Origin of the sequence: Microcoleus sp. Pol17C6, from assembly GCF_036701145.1 — a bacterium.
Classification (GTDB): Bacteria; Cyanobacteriota; Cyanobacteriia; order Cyanobacteriales; family Microcoleaceae; genus Microcoleus.
In genome coordinates this window covers 78,437-103,648 of sequence record NZ_JAUBQH010000003.1, presented here as the reverse complement: position 1 = coordinate 103,648, position 25,212 = coordinate 78,437, and the positions used below count along the sequence as shown (strand labels likewise).

Annotated in this window: 23 protein-coding genes; 16 read left to right on the top strand and 7 right to left on the bottom strand. The window is 46.3% G+C overall.

Features of this window, described 5'->3' with window-relative positions; translation table 11 throughout:
- The first annotated feature begins 71 nt into the window (after positions 1–71).
- The 6 genes from QUA25_RS02635 (at position 72) to proB (ending at position 6,292) form a co-directional block, all read left to right on the top strand.
- A complete protein-coding gene (locus QUA25_RS02635) occupies positions 72–1,403 on the top strand; it encodes a GNAT family N-acetyltransferase (protein WP_333035338.1) in 1,332 nt (443 codons plus the stop codon).
- Between the two features lie 263 nt (positions 1,404–1,666).
- On the top strand, positions 1,667–2,125 hold the full coding sequence (gene ruvX, locus QUA25_RS02630) for a Holliday junction resolvase RuvX (RefSeq protein WP_333035337.1): 459 nt from the start codon (positions 1,667–1,669) through the stop codon (positions 2,123–2,125).
- A gap of 311 nt (positions 2,126–2,436) precedes the next feature.
- Positions 2,437–3,015, top strand: a complete 579-nt coding sequence (locus QUA25_RS02625) for a DUF3727 domain-containing protein (RefSeq protein WP_333035336.1) — start codon at positions 2,437–2,439, stop codon at positions 3,013–3,015.
- Positions 3,016–3,262: 247 nt separating this feature from the next.
- A complete protein-coding gene (mltG, locus tag QUA25_RS02620) occupies positions 3,263–4,387 on the top strand; it encodes an endolytic transglycosylase MltG (RefSeq protein ID WP_333035335.1) in 1,125 nt (374 codons plus the stop codon).
- Between the two features lie 149 nt (positions 4,388–4,536).
- Positions 4,537–5,058 carry a YqeG family HAD IIIA-type phosphatase gene (locus QUA25_RS02615; protein ID WP_333035333.1) on the top strand — a complete coding sequence of 174 codons (522 nt, stop codon included), beginning with the start codon at positions 4,537–4,539 and terminating at the stop codon, positions 5,056–5,058.
- A gap of 61 nt (positions 5,059–5,119) precedes the next feature.
- Positions 5,120–6,292 (top strand): glutamate 5-kinase, encoded by a 1,173-nt coding sequence (proB, locus tag QUA25_RS02610; protein WP_333035329.1) that lies wholly within the window; start codon positions 5,120–5,122, stop codon positions 6,290–6,292.
- A 1-nt stretch (position 6,293) separates the two neighbouring features.
- On the opposite strand, the gene QUA25_RS02605 is transcribed toward proB, so the two are convergent.
- A complete protein-coding gene (locus QUA25_RS02605) occupies positions 6,294–7,052 on the bottom strand; it encodes a hypothetical protein (RefSeq protein ID WP_333035327.1) in 759 nt (252 codons plus the stop codon).
- 634 nt (positions 7,053–7,686) lie between these two features.
- On the opposite strand from QUA25_RS02605, the gene ndk reads away from it, so the two are divergent.
- Positions 7,687–8,136: a nucleoside-diphosphate kinase gene (gene ndk, locus QUA25_RS02600; protein ID WP_333035325.1), complete on the top strand. Its 450-nt coding sequence runs from the start codon at positions 7,687–7,689 to the stop codon at positions 8,134–8,136.
- Positions 8,137–8,448: 312 nt separating this feature from the next.
- Here the strand turns inward: ndk and QUA25_RS02595 are convergent, their stop codons facing one another.
- Positions 8,449–9,195, bottom strand: coding sequence for a creatininase family protein (locus QUA25_RS02595; RefSeq protein WP_333035323.1), 747 nt, complete (start codon positions 9,193–9,195; stop codon positions 8,449–8,451).
- Positions 9,196–9,732: 537 nt separating this feature from the next.
- On the opposite strand from QUA25_RS02595, the gene QUA25_RS02590 reads away from it, so the two are divergent.
- Positions 9,733–10,473, top strand: a complete 741-nt coding sequence (locus QUA25_RS02590; RefSeq protein ID WP_333035322.1) for a response regulator transcription factor — start codon at positions 9,733–9,735, stop codon at positions 10,471–10,473.
- 60 nt (positions 10,474–10,533) lie between these two features.
- Positions 10,534–10,707 carry a hypothetical protein gene (locus tag QUA25_RS02585; RefSeq protein WP_333035321.1) on the top strand — a complete coding sequence of 58 codons (174 nt, stop codon included), beginning with the start codon at positions 10,534–10,536 and terminating at the stop codon, positions 10,705–10,707.
- Positions 10,708–10,781: 74 nt separating this feature from the next.
- Here the strand turns inward: QUA25_RS02585 and QUA25_RS02580 are convergent, their stop codons facing one another.
- From QUA25_RS02580 to QUA25_RS02570, 3 genes are all read right to left on the bottom strand, one after another.
- A complete protein-coding gene (locus tag QUA25_RS02580; protein WP_333035320.1) occupies positions 10,782–11,537 on the bottom strand; it encodes a 4'-phosphopantetheinyl transferase superfamily protein in 756 nt (251 codons plus the stop codon).
- A 122-nt stretch (positions 11,538–11,659) separates the two neighbouring features.
- The gene (locus tag QUA25_RS02575) at positions 11,660–12,973 is read right to left on the bottom strand and encodes a dihydroorotase (protein WP_333035318.1); all 1,314 of its coding nucleotides are present in this window, start codon (positions 12,971–12,973) and stop codon (positions 11,660–11,662) included.
- Positions 12,974–13,397: 424 nt separating this feature from the next.
- Positions 13,398–14,759: a histidine phosphatase family protein gene (locus QUA25_RS02570; protein ID WP_333035316.1), complete on the bottom strand. Its 1,362-nt coding sequence runs from the start codon at positions 14,757–14,759 to the stop codon at positions 13,398–13,400.
- Positions 14,760–14,974: 215 nt separating this feature from the next.
- On the opposite strand from QUA25_RS02570, the gene QUA25_RS02565 reads away from it, so the two are divergent.
- From QUA25_RS02565 to QUA25_RS02535, 7 genes are all read left to right on the top strand, one after another.
- Complete coding sequence (locus QUA25_RS02565; RefSeq protein WP_333035314.1) at positions 14,975–16,567, top strand: type II CAAX endopeptidase family protein; 1,593 nt, start codon at positions 14,975–14,977, stop codon at positions 16,565–16,567.
- 352 nt (positions 16,568–16,919) lie between these two features.
- Positions 16,920–17,132, top strand: a complete 213-nt coding sequence (locus tag QUA25_RS02560; protein ID WP_333035311.1) for a hypothetical protein — start codon at positions 16,920–16,922, stop codon at positions 17,130–17,132.
- 94 nt (positions 17,133–17,226) lie between these two features.
- On the top strand, positions 17,227–17,574 hold the full coding sequence (locus QUA25_RS02555; RefSeq protein WP_333035309.1) for an NINE protein: 348 nt from the start codon (positions 17,227–17,229) through the stop codon (positions 17,572–17,574).
- A gap of 138 nt (positions 17,575–17,712) precedes the next feature.
- Positions 17,713–18,417, top strand: coding sequence for a helix-hairpin-helix domain-containing protein (locus QUA25_RS02550; protein ID WP_333035307.1), 705 nt, complete (start codon positions 17,713–17,715; stop codon positions 18,415–18,417).
- Positions 18,418–18,548: 131 nt separating this feature from the next.
- Positions 18,549–18,611, top strand: coding sequence for a hypothetical protein (locus QUA25_RS02545; protein ID WP_333035485.1), 63 nt, complete (start codon positions 18,549–18,551; stop codon positions 18,609–18,611).
- A 433-nt stretch (positions 18,612–19,044) separates the two neighbouring features.
- Complete coding sequence (gene chlG / locus QUA25_RS02540) at positions 19,045–20,055, top strand: chlorophyll synthase ChlG (protein WP_333035306.1); 1,011 nt, start codon at positions 19,045–19,047, stop codon at positions 20,053–20,055.
- Positions 20,056–20,294: 239 nt separating this feature from the next.
- The gene (locus QUA25_RS02535; RefSeq protein WP_333035483.1) at positions 20,295–22,874 is read left to right on the top strand and encodes a penicillin-binding protein 1A; all 2,580 of its coding nucleotides are present in this window, start codon (positions 20,295–20,297) and stop codon (positions 22,872–22,874) included.
- A gap of 23 nt (positions 22,875–22,897) precedes the next feature.
- Here the strand turns inward: QUA25_RS02535 and QUA25_RS02530 are convergent, their stop codons facing one another.
- Together QUA25_RS02530 and QUA25_RS02525 are read right to left on the bottom strand one after the other, a co-directional pair.
- Positions 22,898–24,247, bottom strand: coding sequence for a 16S rRNA (cytosine(967)-C(5))-methyltransferase (locus QUA25_RS02530; protein ID WP_333035482.1), 1,350 nt, complete (start codon positions 24,245–24,247; stop codon positions 22,898–22,900).
- Between the two features lie 136 nt (positions 24,248–24,383).
- Positions 24,384–25,079: a Uma2 family endonuclease gene (locus tag QUA25_RS02525; RefSeq protein WP_333035304.1), complete on the bottom strand. Its 696-nt coding sequence runs from the start codon at positions 25,077–25,079 to the stop codon at positions 24,384–24,386.
- Between the last annotated feature and the right edge of the window lie 133 nt (positions 25,080–25,212).

Here is a 25,212-nt window from a genome sequence, read left to right as displayed (position 1 = left end):
ACTCAAAACTTATCTAACTCTTCCCCTTTCTGAATTTTTATTTTTAAATTTCCATTCTCCACTTGTATGCTATGACTTCATTTCCCTCCCAAAACCAAAACCAGGTTGTGATTCGCCCGTTTCAGTATCGCGACATCGAGGTGATGGAACAACTGTGCGCGGAAACAGCCGAAGAGCCAGAAAACAGCAAGGGCGGAAGCTGCGACGTGGTATTAGGTAGAAAGTTGCAGCAGATTCGCCGCTGGTACGGACTGCTAAAGATTTTTAGCTTGTTTCCCAACCCTTGTCAGTCCCTGTTCCGTGCCCACGTTGCCGAAGAAGAGGGGAGCGTTAAGGGCATAATTCAGATTTCTCCTTTCAACCGCACCCGCAGCACTTGGCGGATCGATCGCATAGGAGTAGACCCGGAAGCCCGCAGCAAAGGAATTGGTTCCATGCTGCTGCGGTACTGCTTTGAGGCAGTCTGGGAGGCGCGGACGTGGCTGTTGGAAGTGAATATCGGGGACAAAACTTCCTTGGCTTTGTATCGGCAAAACGGGTTTCAGCCTTTGGCCCAGATGACTTACTGGACGATCGCCCCAGAACGCCTGCAAGAAATGGCTTCCTCGACGCCAGATTTGCCCAATCTGCTGCCGGTCAGCAACGCAGACGCTCAGTTGCTCTACCAACTGGATACCGCGTCTATGCCGCCCCTGGTGCGCCAAGTATTTGATCGGCACATTCAAGATTTCAAAACCAGTTTTTTCGGCGCTTTAGTCGAAGGTGTCAGACAGTGGCTGGGCAAAACCGAGGTAGTCAGCGGCTACGTGTTTGAACCGCAGCGCAAAGCCGCGATCGGCTATTTTCAGGTGCAGCTATCCCGCAATGGCCAGCAACCGCACGTCGCCCAGTTGACTGTACACCCGGCTTACACTTGGCTTTATCCAGAACTCCTGTCCCAGATGGCGCGCCTTGTTCAAGATTTCCCAGTTCAAAGCCTGCAACTGGCTTCCGCTGACTATCAGCCGGAACGGGAAGCTTATTTAGAGCAATTTGGAGCAGTGCGCGTGGAACACAGTTTGCTAATGTCTCGATCGGTGTGGCACAAATTGCGCGAGTCCAAGTTAGTCTCTCTCGAAGGACTCCAGCTATCAGAAATGCTGCAAAGCTTCCAGCCAACTCGCAAACCCGTACCGGGCCGGATGTCCTGGCTCGGCCCGATGGCTGGGGAAGCGACAGCAGGGCACCCGTCCTGTGAGATTAAACCTCTGTTGGCTGACTCAGGAAACAGCCAAACGAATCAAGTTAACCCCTTGGGCGGCCAAAATTCCGAATCAGCAGCAACTGATGGCAGCAGCATTTTGCCTTTAAATCTGCCAGAGTTGCCTCTAGACGGCGGCTGGCCAGGAGAATTCAATTCTTAATAAGTGAAAGCAGAAGGTAAAAGGTAGAAGACAGAAAAAAATAGAATTAATCATCCAAAAAATTCTTTTTTTCGGCCATAATCCCAAAATATCCCTTCTGCTTTTAATTGAGCTCAACCTAAGATTACCTATCTTCTTCTTACTTTCTTCTCTTATTCCTTCGCGTCCTTCGCGTCTTCGCGGTTCGTTAAATAAGATTATTTACGCCAAAAAACAGTAAATCTAAAATCTAAAATCTAAAATCTAAAATTGCTTGATTGATAATGTCCAACGATAAATTATGGATTTCAGCACTGGGATTAGATATCGGCCTCAAACGAGTCGGCATCGCCGGGTGTGACGGCACCGGTTTAATAGCTACGGGCATTACAACACTGGTACGATCGTCCTTCGAGCGAGACGTAGCTTATCTCCGAGAGCTCGTGCGAGAGCGGAGAGTGCAAATTTTGGTTGCAGGCTTGCCCTACTCCCTGAGCGGAGAATTGGGCGCTCAAGCCCGACAGGTGCAGAAATATGCCAATCGCATCGCCGCAGCGTTAGAACTCCCCCTAGAATACGTGGACGAGCGCCTGACTTCGGTTGAGGCAGAGGAATTGATGAAAACACAAGGGATTTCGGTGTCGCAAAATAAGGGTGCGATCGATCGCAAAGCAGCAGCCCTGATTTTGCAGCAGTGGCTAGACGAGCGGAGGCAAAATATCTCCGCCCTTCCCAATCCTTGATAGCTGGTAACAAAGGCGTGATATCCTGGTTGTGCAAGTTTGCTACGCACACCTGTAACCCTTGACAAACTGGAGAAAATTCTGCTGTACCTCGGTACTGAAGAATCACAAAATCGTGATTTGTCCTCAGTGTCGCTTGCTGACTCGACTGAGATTTAAACGCTGCACTCCTCGCCTGTGGAAAAGGCCGCGAGTCTCGCGGTTTAAGCTGGTGGACTGGCGATCGCCCACTTAGCCAGAATATCGCCACGAAAATTCCCCATTGTCAAGCAAACGTTACTGAATTATTGACGGAAAATAAGATACACGCGATGTCCTCATCCCCATACCGCAAAAAAGAGAATGGCAATTCCAACGAAGAGTCCGTCACCCTGACGGATGAAGTTGGGCGATCGCTGACTTGCAACATAGAATATTCTATGAACCTAGAAGGTCAAGAATACGCTTTGCTGCTTCCGATTGACTCACCCGTAGAAATTTTTACTTGGCAGGGAGACGATAACGACGAAGCCGCAATTCCTGTAGAAGACGAGACCGAAATTGACAAAATTTTTGATACAGCTAAAGTTGTCCTGCAAGAGCAGAACTTGACGCTCCGGCGCACGGCGGTGACGCTGACTGTTGTTGGTGAATTGCCGGAATTTCCCGAAGAGGATATGGCATCTGATGTCGATCCAGATGAGGAGTCCGAATTCGAGGAACTGATGTGGCTGACCAGCTTCTACCACGAAGAACAGGAATATGCCATTTATACGCCTCTCGACCCGTTCTTTATATTGGCTAGAATGGATGACGACGGCAAGCCAGAATTGCTTTCGGAAGAAGAGTTCCAAAGGCTGGAACCGATGTTACCTATGCTGGAAGACCAGTTCTTTGACGAGCTTGATTAGATATTAATTGCAGGCACAAGCCCTGATGGCAAAAAGCAGAATTTTTTACTATTTTATAAAACAGTAAACTGCTCGCCCGATCGAACTTTTTCGAGATGGCCACTTCTGCCTTCGCGATCGGGCTTTTGAATTGGGCCGCGTGAATTGGGTCTTTTTAAGGGCTTGTATTCGTAACTTTTCGGTCATCAATCGCAGGTCATCAGTCATTAGTCGCTAGTTAACCGCCGCTTATCCAGGACAACGGACTATGAATAAAGAACAAATGACAAAAGGCAGCACGCGCGAGAGCCGAAAAGGTACTCCGCAAGTCTCTAAATGGTTGTTTTATCTGGCGTTGCTGCCGGCCATCTGGGGAGTTTGCGCTTGGCAAGGCTGGGCTTGGTGGAGCTGGGCTTCGGCGCCGCCTAAAATCACATCCTCATCGGGGAATCCGGCAGAGGATGCTGCTGTTTCTATCCAAATCCCGGAGGGTACTCCCAGTCAAAAAATCGGCCGCGATTTAGAGGCAGCGGGGTTAATTCGATCGAGCTCGGCATGGAATATGTGGGCCCGCTGGCTGACTCTGCAAAACCGCGAGGGAGGTTTTAAAGCAGGAACTTACCAACTTTCGCCTACTCAGCCTCTGAGTGCAGTTGCTGACAAAATTTGGAAGGGCGAAGTCGCACAGCAGAGTTTCACTATTCCAGAAGGGTGGTCGCTGCAACAAATGAGCGCTTATTTTGAAGCGCAAGGTTTTTTTCCGGCTAAGGATTTTATGGCGGTGGCGAGTCAAGTTCCCTACGCTCAGTACCCTTGGCTACCGAGCGGATTGCCTCACTTGGAAGGGTTTTTGTACCCGGATACTTATCAGCTAGACGGCGATGCAATTACCCCGGAAGCTGTCATTAAGCAAATGCTCGGTCGTTTCGAGCAGTTGGCTTTGCCGATCTATCAAAAGAATCAAAAGAATACTAAGCTGGATTTGAAAGAGTGGGTGACGCTGGCTAGTATTGTAGAAAAAGAGGCTGTGGTTGCTTCCGAGCGGAACCGCATTTCTGGAGTATTCAACAACCGTCTGAATAAGGGTATGACGTTGGGCTCTGACCCGACAGTTGAATACGCTCTAGGCATCAGGCAAACTAAGGAAAAGCCTCTGACTTTTAAGCAAGTAGAAACGCCTTCTCCTTACAATACTTATATAAATCCAGGACTACCCCCAACTCCGATCGCATCTCCGGGAATCGCAAGTCTGGAAGCGACTCTGACTCCGGAAAAGACAGAATATCTGTATTTTATGGCTCGATACGACGGTACTCACATTTTTAGCCGCACGCAGGCGGAACACGATGCTGCGATTGCTAAAGTTGACCAGCAGTTGCGATCGAATCCATAGATGGGCAATGACTAATAAAAAAGTAAAAAGTCAAAAGTCACCAAGCAAAAGCCATAATTATTCACTTTTGATTTTTTACTTTTTGAATCTTTAACTCCCAATTTCTTATTTCTCAATCTAAAATCTAAAATCTAAAATCTAAACTCATTATGACTTGGGGTAAACTACTACAGCCTGACTTAGTTTTAGGCGATTCAGTCATGAAGTTAACGGCTGATATTCTGCAGAAATATCAGATTAAAGGATTAGTGTTGGATGTGGACGAAACTCTTGTTCCCATTACGGCAATGAATGCTTCTCCTGAACTCAGCTTGTGGGTGCAAGAAATTAAACCCGTGGTATCGCTATGGTTGGCGAGCAATAATTTAAGTCAAAATCGGATCGGTCGAATTGCTGATTCTTTGAATCTACCTTACATCACGGGTGCGGCTAAGCCGTCGCGCCGCAAGTTGCGAACAGCAGTGACTGCCATGAATTTGCCGGTGGAACAGGTGGCGATGGTGGGCGATCGACTTTTTACTGATGTTTTAGCAGGCAATCGTTTGGGTATGTTCACTATTTTAGTGGAACCAATGGTTGATGCTGGGTATGCGCTTCGCAAGTATCCGGTGCGCTCTTTTGAAGTTTGGGTTTCTCAAGCTTTGGGGGCATCTCTGAAAATTAAAGATTAAAATTGGGCATAGGGCATGGGGCATAGGGCATTGGGAATTGGTAATTAGGAATTGGTAACTAATGGCAACAGACAACAGTCAACAGTCAACAGTCAACAGTCAACAGTCAACAGTCAACAGACAACAGACTAAAACTATTGTTGTTAAAATTGGAACTTCGACTCTGACTCGATCGACTACGGGAAACTTAGCTCTTTCAACTATTGCTGCATTGGTCGAAATTTTAGCTGATTTGCGACAGCAAGGCCATCGAGTAGTTTTGGTTTCTTCGGGTGCAGTTGGGGTGGGCTGCGCGCGCTTGGGTTTGACGGAACGCCCGCGAAACATTGCTCTGAAACAGGCTGTGGCGGCTGTGGGCCAAGGGCGGCTGATGCGGGTGTACGATGACTTGTTTACTACTCTGCAACAGCCGATCGCTCAAGTATTGCTCACCAGGGGCGATTTAGTGCAGCGTAACGGTTATGTTAATGCTTACAATACTTTTCAGCAACTGCTCAGGTTGGGCGTGATTCCGATCGTCAATGAAAACGATACTGTGGCGGTAGACGAGCTCAAATTTGGCGATAACGATACGCTTTCGGCGCTAGTAGCGAGTTTGGTAGAAGCAGATTGGTTGTTTGTGCTCACAGATGTCGATCGGCTGTACTCCGCCGATCCGCGCAGCAATCCAGACGCGCAGCCGATCGCCCTAGTCCAAAGTATGGCACAGCTCACAGAATTTCAGGTGCAAACAGGAGATTCCCGCAGCGGTTGGGGAACCGGCGGAATGGTGACAAAAATTGAAGCCGCGAGAATAGCAACTGCATCGGGAGTGCGGACTGTCATCACTGACGGCTGCTTTCCTGGTAATATCGAGAAAATACTCAACGGAGAGTCGATCGGTACTCAATTCGAGCCTCAACCGCGCCCTGTAAACGCTCGCAAACACTGGATAGCTAACGTTTTAATTCCAGCAGGAAAACTATATTTAGATGCGGGTGCTGTAAAGGCAATTTCCCACGGCGGAAAATCGCTTTTAGCTGCGGGTATTGCTCAAGTAGAAGGAGAATTTCAAGCTGATGATTCCGTGCAGTTGTGCGACGCAGCCGGCCAGCAAATTGCTAGAGGACTTGTGAATTATAGCAGTTTAGAATTGAGACAAATCCAAGGCTGCAAATCAGAGAAAATTGCTGAGATTTTAGGCTATGCAGGCGTAGAAACGGCGGTACACCGAGATAATTTAGTGATTGTTTAAACTAACAAATATCGAGACAGTCGATCGCGCAATGAGCGAAGGCAGAAATTGAAGATATTTGCAGCACAGTCTTGCAAGAATTTGTTTGGCTGTGTTGGAACAGCTCGTTCATCGCTTCTGTAAACAGTTCAAATAAATTTTGTGCTAATTCTAAAGCTGCTTGGTATTCCGCATCTGTAAGTTTGATTTCTGCTAAAATTTGCAACATCTCTGGCGTGTTTAAAAGGTGATAATTTTCTAAACCCCCATAAGATCCTCCAAAATCAACAGATTCTTTTTGGTTAATTTGCTGTAATTCCATTACCACTGCTAGCGCCGCCTCAAAAAAAACTTGGGCAGTTCCTTCGAGGACTTCCACTAACACCAGTTTCTGAATAGGAGAAGCTTTCCAAGCGTAGCGTTCGATCACTGAACAAAGCGCTCGAGTTTTTTTAGTTTCTTCACCCCAAAGCAGTCTGAAATCGCCGTAACTCATTAATTGGTTTAAGCCCAGTTCCTCTAGGTATTCTAGATAGTCGTGCCAATAATAGTTCTTTTTATAAGTATATTTATTAATGAGTTCCTGAACTTTGTTATTACTAGAAGATTCTCGCAGCACATATTTATTTAAATCGCTCAATCCCACAGCCAAAGGAGCGAGTACAGGTGCAAAAATTAGTCGTTGATTCGCGTGAATGTTTTTGTTGGCTAGAAAGTCAAACAAGGGCAATTTTGCAAACTCTTGCTTTTTGGGTTCAATGAATGCTACAATGCCTTTCATACTTTTTTTGCCTGAATGGTTGCTGTCAAGATCGTCTTCATATCTCCGTTAATTATCTATATTTTCGAGCCTAAAGAATTGTGTTTATTATCATATATATTTGTATTTGAGATCATAGGTAAGAGTGTTGGCAGTCACAGGAAACAGTGACTGGTATCATATTGTGCCAGAAGTTTGAGCATCTTGTTGCCTAGAGATAAAATCTTCTAAATTTAGATTGCATATTTCAGGCGTTGCTCAAAGCCACCCCACAAGAGTTTGATTATTTACCGATAATTTAAAGGATGATTAACTTATATGGGCAAGTGAGCATCCTGTTCGCACTGCTAAAAAATGCCTTTTACCAAATCGCGGTGATCCCTGCAAATCAGTCCTAGACGCATAGAAGTCTCGAAACCAGGTTTCTTCGGAGATTCATAGCTGCTCAACAAAAATTTTTCTGACAAACCAGGTTTCTTTAACCTTTGCTTTTATTGCTTCTTCCCTCTTTTCTCTTCCCTCTTCTTATTCCTTATTGCTTCTTCGGGCGGCTATAAGCCTCCAAATGACAATTTCCCATTCTCAGAATTGCCTTTAGGTGCGTTGTGAGTTACTCTATCTTTTGGGTCAGTTAACACAATTATAGGAGTTAATCTTGGAACGGACTTTTTTAGCGATTAAGCCCGACGGCGTACAGCGCGGACTCGTCGGCGAAATTATCGGTCGTTTTGAAGCCAAGGGCTTTAAGCTAGTTGGTATGAAGCTAATGACGGCGAGTCGAGAACTAGCGGAACAACATTATGATGTTCACAAAGAAAAACCATTTTTTGCTGGATTGGTAAACTTTATCACTTCAGGCCCTGTAGTGGCGATGGTTTGGGAAGGCGACGGCGTTGTGGCGTCGGCGAGAAAAATCATTGGCGCCACGAATCCTCTTAATGCAGAACCAGCGACAATTCGGGGCGATTTTGCTGTCAATGTCGGCCGTAATCTGATTCACGGTTCTGATGCTGTCGAGACTGCCCGTGCGGAAATTAGCCTTTGGTTCAAGGAAGAAGAATTGAGTGCTTGGACACCTTGTTTAACTCCTTGGATTGTGGAATAGTTTTGATATTCTCCCGGTGGTTAATCGGGAGATATACCCTTTCTTAGATAGATGATATCGATTCCGGTTGCAGCATCCGTGATTGTTGACTGTTGACTGTGAGTCAAAAAAATGAAAATTGCGCGAATTAGTGGTTGGCATCGAGATTCAACTTTATGCCCGACGAATGAAGCAAGGGTTTGATATCATTCCGGTGTAGCCGGAATTTATATGAAATATCATGTCGCTGACTCACTCATAAGCGTAAAATATAGAAGAGTTTGAGATTTTTACTCGTTACCAGGAGTTTCCGGGTAACTAGAATTAAAAACGTTAATCGGAACTTACAAACTCCAAATAATTGTTAGTCAATTCTTTGACTGCTAATTCGTAAAACTGCTGACCTTGTTCGGGGGTTGCTAAGCCCGGATTTGAACCCATTCTGCCGTCTGGAAATCGGCGGCGGAAGTCAGCACTACCGAAAATTTTGTGCCCGGAAGCGACTTCTTCCGAAAGCGGAGCTTGCTTAATTGCTTCTGGATAAAGGTACTGGGTTAAGGCGATTTCGCTCGGGGTGGCGTGGGAACCTTCTTGGTTTCCGTATAATTCTTTTGCTAGTTGGTAGACTGAACCGCACATGAACCAGTTGCCGATTTGACACTGGATTTTATCGGCATTCGGTAAATTCAAGTCCGACAAATGTGCGTATGTCTCGGAAAATGCTGCTTTCATGGTGGCAATGTTGCCACCGTGACCGTTGATGAAAAAATATTTCTCAAATCCCGCTTTTGCCAAAGATGTGATGTAATCCCTGATTACCAGTATCAGGGTCTGTGGTCGGAGGCTGATTGTGCCGGGAAAGCTGGTGTGGTGCAAGGCCATCCCTACATTAATTGTCGGGCCGATTAAGGCATTGGCAGCTTCGCCGACACCGCGGGCGATCGCCTTGGCAGCAATGGCGTCAGTCCCGATCAAGCCGGTGGGCCCGTGCTGTTCGGTGGAGCCGATCGGGATAATTATGCCTCGCGAGCTTTCGAGATAAGCTTCTACCTCGGGCCAGGTACTCAAATGCAGCAACATGATAGGTAGTCTACAGAATTTTTACTTGCTATCGTCGATCGTAGCCGGCACGGGAAGAAAAAGGAATTTCGACCAACTTATTATTGTATTCTTAAAAAAAGCTCTAAAGTGCGCTCGCAACTTTACCGTTATATTACTTAACGTTAATAATTTAACCACTTGATGGCCAAAACTTTACCTTTTAATAACCTTTTAAGAGTAGTATAACAAGCATATCCCTCTAGATTGGGTGTTACGTGGTCAATTAACAGCGGGCAATGTTTTATGAAATTAACACCGACCCCGAAAAATGACCAGACTTCTGTGGCCTGGACGCAGGCAGACAGCGCGGTTCCGGCAACTGCTCTACGGCTGTATTCCTTGCATGAGCAAGTAGCAAAGGTCGAGCGCGTGTCTGTGGGATGGACTGGCGAAGGATTCTAAGCGATTGAACCAATAAATGGCGATCGTACAAGCGATCGCAGCGCGAGAGTGCCTCAGCTACTGAAGAAGGTACCTCGCGCTAGCCACATACAAACATCACTCCCACTGATATTTATGTCTTCTGTTGAATTAAGCGAAAGTCCTTCAAGGTTGGCTGTTGGACAAGCCGGCCGTATCTTGTTATTGGAAGGTGAAGATCTGTTGCGGGAAATGCTAGCTTTAGCCCTTAAAGAACAGGGCTATGAGGTGGTGGTTACTAGCGACGGGCGCAACGCTCTGCCTTCTGTACAGGCTTCTTCGTCATACCACGGTGAATTTGCCTTTAACCTGTTAATTATGGATTCAATTAACGGTTTGGATCTGTGTCGAATGTTACGGCATCAAGGAAATCCCGTCCCTATTTTGATTATCGGTGCTAGAGGAAGTGCCAACAATTGCGCTTTTTACCTAGAAGCCGGATCGGATGATTATCTGACCAAGCCTTTTGGAATGCGGGAGTTTATCGCTCGCTGTCGGGCGCTGATGCGGCGCCAGCGCCTCAGTAGGTTACCGGAACCGAGGACGCTGCAATATAAGAGCATAACTCTGTATCCTGAAGAGTGCCGCGTGTTGGTTCGTGGTCTGGAAGTGAAATTTTCTCCTAAACAGTTTCGCTTACTAGAACTATTTATGAGTAATCCCCGGCGAGTTTGGTCTCGCGATCAGTTGTTGGAAAAAATTTGGGGTCAAGATTTTATCGGAGACAGCAAAACAGTTGACGTTCACATCCGCTGGCTGCGCGAAAAGTTGGAAATAGATCCAGCCCAACCAGAATATATCATTACGGTACGCGGGTTCGGCTATCGATTTGGTTAAATTATTAAATCAGTTGTAGAGTGACAAATTGCAGTCGAATAGACAAATAAGGACAAAAAAATGTTATCTCCTTATTGGTCTATGGAGGGTGTGCAATACAATAGCTTGGAGGTGCCACCAGTAGAGCTATTCCAGCGACAGTTGCCGTTGTCTTTTACCCTGGGCGATCGGTATAAACTCACATCTTGCACCATTCTCAATAACAGGCTTTTCGGCCTGTTCCACAAAGAGTGAATTTTCTTGTGGAACAGGCCGAAAAGCCTGTTGATAAAAAGCTTATTGATAATGGTGCAACATCTCAGTATAAATCAAAACTCCCCCGTCCACTGCCAACAATGAAGTTTCGAGCAATCTCCTGCAACCGCAACAGCCGCCACCATATCAGAACTCGGAATTAATTCCATTAAAGACCATCTCGATGCTTCTTCGGGGTTGTCTTCAACATTTAACAGCGCGGGAGGTTCTCCTGGTGCGAGGCTGACATCAAACTGATTCAGGGGTATAGAAAGTCCTTTACCAACTGCTTTAATGTAGGCTTCTTTGCGAGTCCAGCAGGTGAAAAACGCGCGGGATTGAAGATGTTGTGGAAGCGAAAGCAAGACAGAATTTTCTAAGGGTGAAAAAAACTTTTCCGCAATTTCCAGGCAAGGAAAGTTGGAATTTATGCTTTCAATATCGACACCAATATCTCGATTTTTGGTAATCGCAATTAGAGCCATGTTCCCTGAGTGAGACAAATTGAAACGGAGGGTATTTCCACCTTGGGCGGCGATGAGAGAGGGTTTGCCGTAGGGATTGTAGTCAAAGCGCAAAATGTGAGAATTTATGTTAAGATAGCTACTCAGAATTGCTCTCAGCGCCCCACGACTCACAATAAATTGCGATCGACCTTTGGGAAAGTGAAAACCCTCGGCTTTTGTCCGCTCGTCTGTAGAGAGAGTCTGTTGTAAACTCTGCAAGCAAGATTCTGTTTGAGCCAGAGAGACGCGCCAAACATGAATTTCGCCCAGATCCAATGTCAGGTTTTGCGGTGGGGACTTCCACGAATCAAAAGCAGCAATCATGTATTTATCTTCTTTTCTGAGTCACCTGATCCAGCATTCCCAGAAACAGGCAAGATGCCTGTTCTACTTTGAGAAACAGGCAAGATGCCTGTTCTACAACAGATGAATTTCAATCGCAAGGGTCAATAAATCCAGCTTTGCACAACTTTTCCCGCTAATTGCTGTCCTAACCAAGGCGTATTTGCCGATCGCGACTTCAGACTTGACCCGTCAACAGTCCAACTCATTTGCGGGTCGAACAAAATCAGCTCCGCAGAGGCTCCCGGTGCAACCGTGGCGGGGGTTTGTCCGAGACAAACCGCCGGCCGGGTACTCAAAACTCGCCACAGTTCCAAAGCCGAAAAATCGCCAGTTTCTACCAGTCCGTGCCACAGTAAAGGCAAAGCTAATTCCAAGCCTATCGCCCCGGGCGGACTATCAGCAAAAGCCACAGTTTTCTCCTCATAAGTATGCGGGTTGTGGTCGATCGCGATCGCATCAATTACCCCATCTTTCACAGCTTGAATCAACGCTAATTGATCGCTGAGATTGCCCAACGGCGGTTCTAGTCGTAAATTCGGATCGTAGGCCAAGGAAGCAGTCAGAGCATTTTTTCCGCCGGAATCTTGAGAGTTTCCTGAAATTGCTCCGACATTCAACAGCAAGTGCATCCAAGTCACACTCGCAGTCACTGGCAAACCCCGCGCCTTCGCATCCCGAATCAATTCCACGCTGCGGGCTGTAGAAACGCGCATGATGTGCACCGGAGTGCCCGCAGATGCCACCAACTCCAAGATTGCCGCCAAAGCCGAAGTTTCCGCACTCGCCGGAATTCCTGGTAAACCCAACCGCACCGACACCGCACCCTCCCGCGCCGCGCCCTTTCCTGCCAAAGTTCGATCGCACGGCCACAAAGCCACAGACTTGCCCAAAGGCTGGATATACTCAAGCAAACGCCTCACCAGAGCCGGATTAGACAGCGGTAAACCGTCTGCAAAACCCACCACTTGACAGGAGGCCAGCTCGCCCAACTCGGCCATCTGCTGCCCTTTCACGCCCGCTGTCAGCGCTCCCCAATAATACAAGCGGGGCAGCCCGGGAGACAAATTGCGGATATGTTGCTGCAACAAAGCTAAACCGGCCAAATTGTCAACAGGCGGCGAGGTATCCGGCAAAATCGCCACTCGCGTAAAACCGCCAGCCGCCGCAGCCTGCATCAAAGATTCCAGGGTTTCCCGATCCTCAAAACCCGGTTCTCCGCTGTGACTGTAGATATCAGTTAACCCCGGCCCCAAAATCAGTCCCCGGCAATCCCGCACTTCCGTGTCAGCGGGAAACTCAGCAATTTTTTCCTCAACTGCTTTGATATCACCTTCAGCAATCAGAATATCAGCGATGCGATCGCTCCCTGAAACTGGATCTAGCACTCGTACATTTTGTAGCAGTTCGCGGCTCATAACTTAAGATTTAAATATATGGAAGAAAGAAGTTCGGCAACGGATTCTGTAACGGATGTAACGGATGGATGGAAGATGGAACCGCGAAGACGCGAAGGACACGAAGGAACAAGGAAGAAGGAATAAAAGCAAGGGTTTTAGTAATTAAGAACTTCCTAACCATCTTGGCAGTTGCTATAAAAATTAAAACCTTTTTCAGGTGGGTGCTCGTAGCGGTGGGCAGTGGTGTTAACTTAGGCCTAAAAGCTTTGATAAATTTCGCTTTGACACGAGTCTCGATCCCCCTAAATCCCCCTTAAAAAGGGGGACTTTGAGAAGGCTTCTTTTCCCCCCTTAAGAAGGGGGGCTAGGGGGGAGCGAAGGCCTAATCGTCAAACAGCAGACCGGTAATACATCTACGGGTTCGCGCTCAGCAATTTACCGATTACAGTGCTCCGGCTGCTGTTTTGTCAAAAACGCCGCCGCTCAAATGAGTTGTGACATTCATTGCCTGCAATACCGGCAAACCATCGGGGCCGTGGGGATAATCAATCACGCTAACGGCTCCGTTTCCTTGTTTGAATTTCCAGAAATGTTCGGGTTCCAAACCGAATAGATGGCAGAGAATTGCTTTGTTAATGGCGTCGTGAGCAACGACAATCCCAGTACCAGAAACTGATTGTACGATTTCTCGCCAAGATGCGATCGCTCTCTGCCAAACTTGCTGCAAATTCTCTCCTTCGGGCATTTGCACTGTTTCAGGAGATGTTTTCCATTCTGCTAGCAAACCCGGATAGGATTGTTCGATTTCTGATTCAAACTTTCCTTCCCAAAGTCCGTGGCTAATTTCTCTCAACTCGTCGCGGAGTTCTAGTTGCAAACCGCCGTGATATTTGAGAATAATTTCCGCAGTTTCTTTCGGGCGTAGCATCGAACTGCTAATAGCAAAATCTAATTTTACATCCTTGAGAAATTCTGCCGCCCGCCGGGATTGTTCGCGGCCGTTATCGTTGAGAGGCACGTCAATTTGTCCCTGAAATTTACCTGCTTTATTCCAGTCTGTTTCGCCGTGACGCACCAGCAACAAGCGCGGGCCTTGGTGTCCGTCCCTCGGTTTGGGAAAAATTTCCCCGGTATGGGAAGTTAAATTCAGGGATTCTAATTGAACCGGAACTTTCTTTTTTGGCTCTCCTGGCTCGTCGGTGGTAACAGGGGAATATCCAAAATTAAGGACGCTAATGCCGCAATTTGACTGCTGAATAGATTGGTAGTAATTCGGGTTAATTTCCGACGCTGTAGCGATGAGAGCGCGGTTGATTCCGTTATGACCTACTACTAGAATTGTGCCGTCCCGGTGGCGGGATAAAAGTTCTTGCCAAAAATGACGGGCGTTAGCAAAAATTGCCAATACGGGGAAGTGTTCGATTTCGCCATCCACAGATGGCAGTTTCATGGAAAATTTGTCTGGCTGTCTTTGCCACTGCTGATAGGCTTCGGGGAATTTGTCGATCGCATCTTGGCGCAGCATTCCTTCCCACAGAGGCAAATCGATTTCCATCAAATTATCAGTTGGTTGGAGTTGTGGCGGATTTGTCAAGCGCGACAGGATGATTTCCGCTGTTTCTTTGGCTCGTTGTAGAGGACTGGTATAGGCGGCATCAAAGGCGATACTGCTGAGTGTGTCGCCTACTTGCAGGGCAGCGCTGCGGCCTGCTTCTGTCAAAATTGATTTATCGAGGCGGCCTTGGATGCGGCGTTCTTGATTGTAAGTGCTTTTGCCGTGACGGACTAAGATAATGCGAGTCATTCGATTTTAGATTTTAGATTTTAGATTTTAGATTTAGCCTGTTACCGCGCTTCGGGTGCGCGGTGCACGCCTTACCCAGTCTTCGGGTGCGAGGCGAGTCAAAAAGATGAGCCAGTGAAATTTTACCAGTTGTCGGGATACTCTCGGCTGCAAACGCCTATGATTAGAGACGGAAAAGACTTAGCCACGGATTCGCGCGGGACGGAAAACGAGGAATGACACTGAAGCGGGTTATTTTAGGTATTTTAACGGCGATCGCGATCGCCATGGTCGGTTTATCTTTACTTGCTAGTTGGAATCAGCCGCAAATTCAAAGCCGGCTGGAGCTCTACCAGACAAATTTGCTGCTGCACGCCTCGGAGTGGCAAGGAGAAAATAATCAGAGTGCTAATTTAAGTTCGGCGCGCAACAATATTGTCGGTGCAGATCCTTTAAATACGGCTTTGACGCAATATCAAGAAGCGCGAGACTCGACTCGCAAAACTCTCGAAACAACTCAATCACAAGTTAAAGTAATTCAGTCTGCCATCGCCTCTAAGTCTGAGGATAATACTCTGAATCTGGCTCAAAATAAGGCTGCGTCAGAGTCTATCAAGCAACAGTCAGGGCTGCTAAACGAACTTGACTTGCGATTGGGGATTTTGCAGGCAAGCAGTGGCAAAACTGAGGCAGCTCTCCAAACTTGGAAAAATTTAGTTGATCGCTACAAAACTAAAAGTGATGACGATTCTTCGGTGGTAACTGCTCAAGTTTTAACGGGAATTTGGAGCAATCCGGCTCAACTGCTGCCGGATGCCGAGCCGCGCATTCAAAAGTCTTTGGATGGCTGGTTTCGCTATCGCGCTCTCGCTCAACTTTACAAGTTGCAAGAACGTTCTAAAGAGCTGGCGGCGCTGCAAGCAGCAGAGCAAGTAACGGCAGAGCAAGCTGTAGAAAAGTTGGCAATTATAGTTGGCGTTCCGGCGATCGCACTTTGTATTGGCACGGTTTTGCTGGTTGGTTTGACCGTGCAGTGGTTGTTGCAGCGGAAGCAGTTAGATACAGCAGGTTCCGGCCCGGTTTTGGCGCGAAATGCGAGCTTGACTTGGGATGTGCCTTGGGACGGCGAGATTGTTTGGCAGGTACTTGTGGTCGGCTTTTTCTTTGTCGGCCAAATCTTGATTCCCTATTTGTTACTGCCAGTTTCTCTGGCTGTTTTACAACTCAATCCCGCTACTTTTAACCCGCGCGACAAGGCTTTTTATATCTTTGCTACTTATTTGTTGCTGTCGGGTGGGGGGCTTTCGGTACTGTATTTTTCGGTCAAATCTTTTTTGCCTTTGCCGGAAGGTTGGTTCCGGGTTAATTGGCGGGGAAGTTGGTTTTTGTGGGGTTTTGGCGGCTATTTTGTTGCTTTGCCTTTGGTAGTTTTGGTGTCGCTGATTAATCAGCAATTGTGGCAGGGACAAGGTGGCAGTAATCCTATTTTGCCGATCGTTCTCGAAGGTAGGGACAACGTGGCTTTGGTGGTGTTTTTCGGCACTGCTGCGCTCGCGGCTCCGGTTTTTGAGGAAATCGTGTTTCGGGGCTTTCTGCTGCCTTCTCTGACTCGCTATTTGCCTGTTTGGGGGGCGATCGCAGCTTCTGCTTTCTTGTTTGCGGTGGCTCACTTGAGTGTCTCTGAGATTCTGCCTTTAGCGACTTTGGGTGCGGTTTTGGGGTTTGTGTATACGCGATCGCGCAATCTCCTTGCTCCTATGCTTCTCCACAGTCTTTGGAACAGCGGTACTCTCCTGAGTCTGTTTCTTTTGGGCGGCGGCGCAAGTTAATTCGGACGGTTGTTAATAATTGTGAATTAATCGAGTTTTTTTGAGAGCGATCGTCAGGGCGATCGACTCTTGCCAAAAACAGCAGTAGGGTGCTCGGTGCGCCCCTGATATGTAGTCCGGTAAAATAACCGGAATTTCATTAGGGGCGGCTTCACCCTAATCTGTAATATCAGCCACAGCTCCAGCTCGACGGGCCCCGGTTCCTTACTTGAGCGGAAAAACAGGGTTTAACATGGAAGTAATATCTTGTCGGCTGATGATTGAGAGACTCACCCGGGCGATCGCACCAAACGGAAGTTGACAATCCGGCTAATTTATAGCTAAATTTTAATTTAGGATGAGGCTTAAACCCATGAGCAATTTGAACAGCCACAACTTAGATGGAACGCCGAGTTGGATGCGTTTCGCACCCTACGCAGCCTTGGGCATTTTAATATTTTCTCTCAATTCAGGCAGCGAACTAAATTATTTCTTGAGAGGCTACTTGGTCATTCTACAAGCTCAAGCCGGTATAGTTCTACTGTATTTTGCGATGTCTAAGTTTCGCAAAAACCCAAACAAATGAGTAAAAATTAGTAAAATTACTTACCTCGATTGTTCAAGGTCGTGCATTCAAAGTCGATGGCGGAAGTTAAAATAAAAAACTGGGGAAAGTAAAAATGGTAAAAGATAAAACCGTAGCAGTTCTGTTAGCTTTCTTTGTAGGAGGTTTCGGAATTCACAAATTTTATTTGGGCAATAACTTAGCAGGGGTATTATACTTGCTATTTTCTGGGACATTAATTCCGTTCGTGATCGCGTTTTTCGATTTTCTCGGGCTGCTGCTGATGTCGGAACAAGCTTTTCAGGTTCAGTACAATGGCGGCACGTTGCCATCTGGGTATGTCCTCAGAGCGGCAAAAGATGTAACGGGGGCGATCGGCGAATTGAAAAAACTTTACGATATGGGCGCAATTACCGCCGAAGAATATGAAGAAAAACGCCAAAAATTGCTGCGAGAATTGTAATTAAGAAGGAAGTTCGGCAACGGATTGTGTAACGGATGTAACGGATGTCAGGAAGAAGGAAGAAGAAAGCCCACTATTAAAAAAGTGGGAGTGAAATAAGTAAGTGTGAGATAACAGCTATTTAAGGATAAAATTAAAGTGTCTCAAGATTTATACTGGCTGCGTCAAACTCCAAACTGGGTGTGGTATTCTTTTATTCCCTACTTCGGCGGATTGGCGATCGCCTATGCAGGCCAAAAGTCAAATATTCGTAGTTGGATGGGATGGGGTGTTGGCATTACTTTAGCAGCACTAGCGGTATCTTCTTCAGCTAATTTGGGTACGATCGTGTGGATTGCTCAAATTGTCACTGCTTTTAGTTTGAAAAAGCGCTATCTGATCAAAACCGCACCCAGAGGTTTACTGGTTCCGGCGAGTGCGACGAATGCCGAAGAACTGGCAAACGTGCGCGGCAAAATAGATATTAACGAGTGTACCAAAGACGATATGGTCAGAATCTTGGGTTTGCCGATCGTCTACGCCAACGATATTGAATCTTTGCAAAACGAAGGCTACATTTTTACCTACGCCGAAGAGTTATCACAAATAGCCGGAGTTCCCGAAAGTCACGTCAGACGAATCGCCCCGATGATTTGCTTCAGCTACAATTATCAAAAAGAATCGCAGTTTACTTGGAAACGGTTAAATATTCTTTCGCCGGAAGAGTTAATCGCCAGCGGTTTAGATCGATATGTTGCGGAAAAAATAGTTAGAGAAAGGCAGAGAAAAGGCGCTTACAAATCAGTTGTCGAAGTCAAGCGACGGACGGGACTGCCTTTTGATTCCTATCGCCATATTTGTTAATTTGCAGTGGTTAGCACCAAACGCTTATGCCAACAAAATTAGAAGTTGACCGACAAAACTTGTATGATACATATTACCTGAGATGGAGGGAAACCACTGTGGAAAAGTTGCGGGTTCGCGAGTTTTAAAAGATTAACTGGGAAAATCTGATTGCAGAAATAGAAGACATGGGGCAAAGTGAACGCCGGAGTTGAGAGAGTAATCTGGTGGTAATTCTTCTGCACTTGCTTAAATGGCAATTTAAACTGGATCAAAGAAGCGTTAGCATTTCTAAAATCTAAAATATAAAATCTAAAATGGATTGATTTTCTGCCAGATGAGATGATTCAAGGGTAGTATGGCAAAAAACTTGATCGCCTCCTGGTAATTGACATTAAATGCACCTGCTGGCAAAAATCTCCCCCAGCAGGCGGGCTCAGCGAAATTATAAAAAAAGTATTTATCCTCTTGACATTTACGAAAAATAATGATATTTGAATATATTGTGAAACTCGTACTTTTCCCTAGCATCAACTCCAAACCAGGGTAAGTTTTCAAGAATCTGCCTTAAATATCAGTGGTAAGCTATCTGAATTATTATTGAAATGCAAAACGACACAATAGTAGCAGTACCGCTAACATCAAATTATGTCTGACTCTCCTCCATCCCAAATCTCCCCAGAAGCAGCACCGGAAAGTGCTGCTACCGAAAACCGCAGTGCCAAAACTAGGCAACTGTTGGGCATGAAAGGGGCCGCTAGCGGGGAAACTTCCATCTGGAAGATTCGCTTGCAATTGATGAAACCGATTACCTGGATTCCCCTAATTTGGGGCGTGGTGTGCGGGGCGGCGTCTTCTGGAAACTATGTTTGGAACCTAGAGAATTTCTTGATCGCAGCAGCTTGTATGTTGATGTCAGGGCCGTTGCTGACCGGGTACACTCAAACTTTGAACGATTTTTACGATCGCGACATCGACGCCATCAACGAGCCCTACCGTCCGATTCCCTCCGGTATTATCTCGATTCCCCAAGTAGTAACGCAAATTTTGGTATTATTAGCGGCTGGCATTGGGGTGGCTTATGCTCTAGACTTGTGGGCGGGTCATGAATTCCCAATAATGACGGTTTTGACTCTCGGCGGCGCGTTTCTAGCTTATATCTACTCTGCGCCCCCGCTGAAACTCAAGCAGAATGGCTGGTTGGGAAATTATGCCCTGGGTGCTAGCTACATTGCCCTGCCTTGGTGGGCTGGTCAAGCTTTGTTTGGTACACTAGATCCCACCATTATGATCTTGACCCTGTTTTATAGTTTGGCAGGGCTGGGGATTGCGATCGTCAATGATTTCAAAAGTGTGGAAGGCGATCGGCAATTAGGGTTAAAATCTTTGCCAGTGATGTTTGGCATTAGCACCGCAGCTTGGATTTGCGTGTTGATGATCGACATATTTCAAGCTGGGATTGCAGGCTACCTAATCAGCATCCACCAAAACCTTTACGCTGTCATTCTGCTACTGCTGATAATTCCCCAAATTACTTTTCAGGATATGTACTTTTTGCGTAATCCCCTGGAAAATGATGTTAAATATCAGGCAAGTGCTCAGCCTTTCCTGGTTTTGGGTATGCTGGTAGCAGCCTTGGCACTGGGTCATGCGAGTTAAGCAGAGTTTTGAGGTTTGAGTTAAAAAATTTTGAATACAAAAAATATAATTCACTTCTCAAAAAAATACCAAGCTCTGCAGCGTTAAGAAAAGTTTTGAATTTGGAGTTTTGAATTAAAAAGTTTTTAATTCAAAAAATCTAATTCAAGGCAGCGTGTTATTCAATAAAAAATGTCGAATTAAAAATTAAGAATTTAAGAATGCTAGCTTTTTAAATTTTTAATTTTTAATCGGACTTGATGAGGTTTGAAGGTCTGAACGTGGCAGAATTTTTCTCAAATATCAAAGATACATTGAGCAAAGTCACTAACGCAATAAGCGGTAATTCCGATCGAGAACCGCCGAAGCCTGCGAAGGGCAATAAGCTCAACTCGCCGAAATCGGAGGCGGAATTTTATAGAGGGACAACGGCGGAAAGATCGGAGTATGTGGTATCAGAAGAGGCTGCACCTCTAGAAGAGTCGGAATTAGAATCAGAATATTTAGAATCAGAATATTTAGAACCAGAATACGATAGATATCCAATAGTCAAGCGCGAGTGGGAAGGGTTGAAGCGCTTAATTGCTTGGTTGGAAATTGAACCTCAAGTTACCAGCTTGCAAACCAAGGGAAAAGAATTGTTGCGGCCGGGATCAAGTTTGCTGGGAACTAAATCACCCCAAAAATCGGATAGTAGCGAATTGCCTGAAAATAGCGAATCGCAGAACACCGAACTGCCGAGAAATACGGCACTACAGGAAAATAGCGCACCGCAGGAAAATACTAAAAAACGGATCTCCCGCCCGCCTAGATTTTGGATAAGTTTAGGTGTTGCCAGTATAGGCGGGGGCGCTTTAATCTACGGTTTATGGATTTTGTATACCTTAGACAAAGGTTTGCCGGATGTTAACGATTTGTCAGCGTTTAACCGCGACGGAACGCTGACAATTAAGGCGGCAGATAATACGATTTTGTTGCAGTCGGGGCCTGCAACTAGAGATAAACTGAAACTTAAAGAAATTCCTGAACAGTTGGTTCAAGCTTTTATTGCCATAGAAGACCGCCGTTTTTACAAACATCGCGGGGTGGATTATCAAGGTATTGTGCGATCGATTGTTTCTAATTTGGTAGCGAGAGATTTAGTGCAGGGCGGCAGTACAATTACGCAACAATTGGCTCGGGTGGTTTTCCTTAATCAGGAAAGAAGTATTAGGCGGAAAGTTCGGGAAGCTCTTTTAGCTCAGAAAATAGAGCGGGAGTTGAGTAAAGACCAAGTTTTAGAAAGATATTTAAATCTGGTTTATTTGGGTTCGGATGCCTACGGAGTGGCAGATGCAGCTTTGGTTTTCTTTAGCAAAACAGTCGATAAATTAACTTTGGCAGAGATGGCAACTTTGGCGGGTTTGCCGCCGGCACCGAGCGAATATTCGCCTTTAGTTAATCCGGATATGGCTAAGAAACGCCGCAATCTTGTGCTACAAGAAATGCAGGAAGCGAAGGTCATTACAGAGGTTCAGGCGAAGGAGGCAATGGCGGAACCTATAGCGGTTAAACCAAGTCCGCCGAAGCGATTTAATGTAGTGGCGCCTTATTTTGCTAGTTACATTCGGAAGGAATTGCCGCGCTATGTTTCTCAGGATGCTTTGGAAGCGGGCGGTTTGACTGTGGAGACGACGGTGGATTTGAAGTGGCAGAAAATAGCGGAAAAGGTGGTTAAAGATGCGATCGAAGTTGATGGCCGCCGTCAGGGTTTTGAACAGGCCGCTTTAGTTTCTATGGACACTAAGACTGGCGAAGTTAAGGCGCTGGTGGGTGGCGGAAATTTTAAGGAAAGTCAATTTAACCGTGCTACGCAGGCTTTGCGGCAGCCCGGATCGACGTTTAAAGGCTTGGTTTATGCCGCAGCGATGGCGGCTGGTTTTTCTCCCTATGACAGTTACGAAGACGAACCAATTATTATCGACGGCTATCAACCGAATAATTATGGCAAAAAATTTAGCGGTTGGCGATCGATCTCTGATGCTTTGACGAGCTCGGTGAATGTCGTAGCTGTGAAGGTGTTGATGGATGTGGGGTTTGAACCGGCGATAAAATTAGCCAACGATATGGGGATTAAGTCTAAATTGAGTCCGATTTATTCCCTGGCTTTGGGTTCTTCAGAGGTGAATTTGCTGGAGTTAACTAATGCTTACGGTACTTTAGCCGCCCAAGGGAATTTTATTGAAGCCCACGGAATTAAGCGGGTGATTAATCAGCGGGGAGATGTGATTTATCAGGCTAAATTTAAACCGAAGCGGGTTTTGGATAAGGATAGTGCTGCGATTACTACTTGGATGTTGGAGGGCGTTGTGCAAGACGGTACGGGGGGGCCTGCTGCTTTAAACGATCGCGCTGTAGCAGGCAAAACTGGTACTTCGGAAAACGTTCGGGATTTGTGGTTTATTGGTTACATTCCGCAGGTAGTGACTGGCGTTTGGTTGGGGAATGATGACAATTATCCCACCTGGGGAACTAGCGGTACGGCGGCCTATAATTGGCGCGATTTTATGAGTCAAGTTGTTAAGGGAATGCCGGTAGAGAAGTTTCCGAAGTTGCCGGAGTTAGAGGGCCGCAAAGGCAGTATTAAGGCGAAACCGGTGGAGCCTAAGAGGATTATTCGGGGGATGATTGTGAATGAGGATGGTGCGATCGTGCCTTACAATCCTAATCCTGAACCGAAGTATTACCCACCGCAAGAGCCGGCTTATCAAGAGCCTGCTTATGAAGAACCTGCTTATGAAGAACCTGCTTATCAAGAGCCTGCTTATGAAGAACCTGCTTATCAAGAACCGGGATATTAAACTATCGGTTTGGAGTAAGGACTTTACTGCTTTTTCAAATGCTTTAGCCTCACCATAAAAAAGCCGTCCATGTGATGTCTGTGCGGCCAAACTTTCACCCATCCTTCGGGTGATGGCTGTACGGGTAAATCAATTGTTGGCGGTTCTATTTGCCAGTGAGGATTGCTGTCTAAGAACGATCGAATAACTGTTTCATTTTCCAAGGGATGAATGGTGCAAGTTGCATAAACTAATACGCCGCCGGACTTGACAAATGTCGCTGCATTTGCTAGTAATTCCGATTGCAGTTGAGATTGTTGTTGAATGTTTTCGGGCGTGTGATGCCAGCGGGCGTCGGCGCGGCGGTGGAGGGTTCCCAGGCCAGAACAAGGTGCGTCTAGTAAAACTCTGTCTGCAAGGTTAACAAACTCTGGGAAATGGCGGCTGTCTCCGGTATGAATTTTAATGGATTTCATCTGGAGTCTGTCTGCATTTTCTTTAAGTTTTTTGAGTCTGCTGGCGGTTTTGTCGCAGGCATAAATAGTGCCTTCATCCTGCATTAATTCGGCGCTGTGGGTGGTTTTTCCCCCCGGTGCGGCGCAGGCGTCGATGATAGTTTCTCCTGGCTGGGGCCCTAGTAAATGGGTGACTAATTGAGCGCTGCTGTCTTGGATTGTCCACCAACCTTCGCTGTATCCGGGGAGGTTTTGAATTGCGCCGATGCTGCCATTTAGTCTTAATGCTTGTGGCAAGTGTGGGATTCTGCTAGTTGAGATGTTGTGGGATTTGAAGGCAGCTTCGATTTGGGCGATCGAGCTTTTTAAAGGATTGATTCTCAGGTCTATTGTGGGAGATTGGTTGAACCATTCACAGAGTTGTTCGGTTTCGGTTTCGCCTATTTGTTCTATCCACAATTTCACCAGCCATTCGGGGAAGCTGTGCAAAATTCCTAGGCGTTCAACGGTTGATTTATAATTAGTAACTGTTAATGGATTTAAGCCGTTATCTGTTAAACGGATGTATTGGCGCAACAAACCGTTGACAAAACTGCTGAGTCCTGAAAATCCGTTTTCTTTTGCTAGTTGAACGGTGGTGTTGACAGCGGCGGAGGGGGGAATCTGGTTGAGATATTCGAGTTGATATAACCCTAAATGTAGGATGGTACGGAGTTCGGGCGGTTGTTGGGAGGATTTCTTTGTTGCTAGTTTGTCGATGATGAAGTCGATCGATCGCATTCTCCTGACGCTACCGTAAACTAATTCTGTCACTAAACGCCGATCGAGGTCGTTGAGTTGAGAATTGCTGAAAGCGCGATCGAGTGCCGCATCTGCGAATGCACCGCGGCGGTGGACTTCGCGGAGTGCGAGAAAGGCTATTTGGCGGGGATTTTGCATGGAGAGTTGTTGATATGTCAAGTTATTATAGGTGATTCAAATACCCGACGCTTCAAACCGCGTCTACACAGACAAAACTCGCCTTCGCTGGTTGAAGAAATCTGGCGGTTTCAAGCGTCGGTGGTCTCTAAAAGTTTCAAATTTCCTCTGGATTTATGCCCATTTCTCGCAATTTTTCCGATAGGCGATCGGCTTTTTGCTGTGCTAACTCTTTATCTTGCCGTTCTTGTTCCATTTGTCGCTGTGCTGATTCCTGTTGTCTTGACAACTCCACATAAGACAAAAACTTCTGTCCATCAGGCCGATAAATTTCCAAGTCTCCCGATGCAGTTTGAAAACGGATCTGCAAACGCGGACTCACCCAACCCTCCATTGATTCAATATAGTTGAGTTGTCCGTCACTTCGCACCCAACCCATTAACTCATTATCCTCTGGATCGTAGACATAATATTCTTCGACTCCATAATTTTCATAGAACTTAAACAGCTTAAACATTGCTGTCATGCGGTTGCCGGGGGAGATGATTTCAAAGACAACTTGCGGCGCAATATTATCTTCAAGCCACTGTTGGTAGGAACCTCTGTAACCTTTCGGCCTGCCAAACACTACCATCGTATCAGGTGCTTGGCGAGTTTTGTTATCGCCTTCGACGGGATACCACAGCAAATCACCGGCTACAAAGACATTTTCGTTGTCTTTGTATAAGGCATCTATTCCGCCTTGAATGGTGACAATTAGTTCAAACTGTTTGGTATTGTCTGACATGGGTTTGGCGTCGCTGTCTGGGTAGATGATTTCTGCTGAGGTTTTAGTTGGAATTGTTGCGGTCATGGGGATGAGTCCTTTGCTAGTATCATCAATTTCTATTTTATACCTATTTTATAGGACTTACGCATGGGACCCAGCAACCGTTTTTTTTACGAAAATACTTCGTTCGTACTCGAAGATTCGGTAAAAAACCCGG

Coding starts and splice junctions, on each gene's coding strand:
- QUA25_RS02635 (WP_333035338.1), top strand. CDS start 72: ATGACTTCATTTCCCTCCCAAAACCAAAACCAGGTTGTGATTCGCCCG.
- ruvX (WP_333035337.1), top strand. CDS start 1,667: ATGTCCAACGATAAATTATGGATTTCAGCACTGGGATTAGATATCGGC.
- QUA25_RS02625 (WP_333035336.1), top strand. CDS start 2,437: ATGTCCTCATCCCCATACCGCAAAAAAGAGAATGGCAATTCCAACGAA.
- mltG (WP_333035335.1), top strand. CDS start 3,263: ATGAATAAAGAACAAATGACAAAAGGCAGCACGCGCGAGAGCCGAAAA.
- QUA25_RS02615 (WP_333035333.1), top strand. CDS start 4,537: ATGACTTGGGGTAAACTACTACAGCCTGACTTAGTTTTAGGCGATTCA.
- proB (WP_333035329.1), top strand. CDS start 5,120: ATGGCAACAGACAACAGTCAACAGTCAACAGTCAACAGTCAACAGTCA.
- QUA25_RS02605 (WP_333035327.1), bottom strand. CDS start 7,052: ATGAAAGGCATTGTAGCATTCATTGAACCCAAAAAGCAAGAGTTTGCA.
- QUA25_RS02595 (WP_333035323.1), bottom strand. CDS start 9,195: ATGTTGCTGCATTTGAGTACCTGGCCCGAGGTAGAAGCTTATCTCGAA.
- QUA25_RS02590 (WP_333035322.1), top strand. CDS start 9,733: ATGTCTTCTGTTGAATTAAGCGAAAGTCCTTCAAGGTTGGCTGTTGGA.
- QUA25_RS02585 (WP_333035321.1), top strand. CDS start 10,534: ATGTTATCTCCTTATTGGTCTATGGAGGGTGTGCAATACAATAGCTTG.
- QUA25_RS02580 (WP_333035320.1), bottom strand. CDS start 11,537: ATGATTGCTGCTTTTGATTCGTGGAAGTCCCCACCGCAAAACCTGACA.
- QUA25_RS02575 (WP_333035318.1), bottom strand. CDS start 12,973: ATGAGCCGCGAACTGCTACAAAATGTACGAGTGCTAGATCCAGTTTCA.
- QUA25_RS02570 (WP_333035316.1), bottom strand. CDS start 14,759: ATGACTCGCATTATCTTAGTCCGTCACGGCAAAAGCACTTACAATCAA.
- QUA25_RS02565 (WP_333035314.1), top strand. CDS start 14,975: ATGACACTGAAGCGGGTTATTTTAGGTATTTTAACGGCGATCGCGATC.
- QUA25_RS02560 (WP_333035311.1), top strand. CDS start 16,920: ATGAGCAATTTGAACAGCCACAACTTAGATGGAACGCCGAGTTGGATG.
- QUA25_RS02555 (WP_333035309.1), top strand. CDS start 17,227: ATGGTAAAAGATAAAACCGTAGCAGTTCTGTTAGCTTTCTTTGTAGGA.
- chlG (WP_333035306.1), top strand. CDS start 19,045: ATGTCTGACTCTCCTCCATCCCAAATCTCCCCAGAAGCAGCACCGGAA.
- QUA25_RS02535 (WP_333035483.1), top strand. CDS start 20,295: ATGAGGTTTGAAGGTCTGAACGTGGCAGAATTTTTCTCAAATATCAAA.
- QUA25_RS02530 (WP_333035482.1), bottom strand. CDS start 24,247: ATGCAAAATCCCCGCCAAATAGCCTTTCTCGCACTCCGCGAAGTCCAC.
- QUA25_RS02525 (WP_333035304.1), bottom strand. CDS start 25,079: ATGACCGCAACAATTCCAACTAAAACCTCAGCAGAAATCATCTACCCA.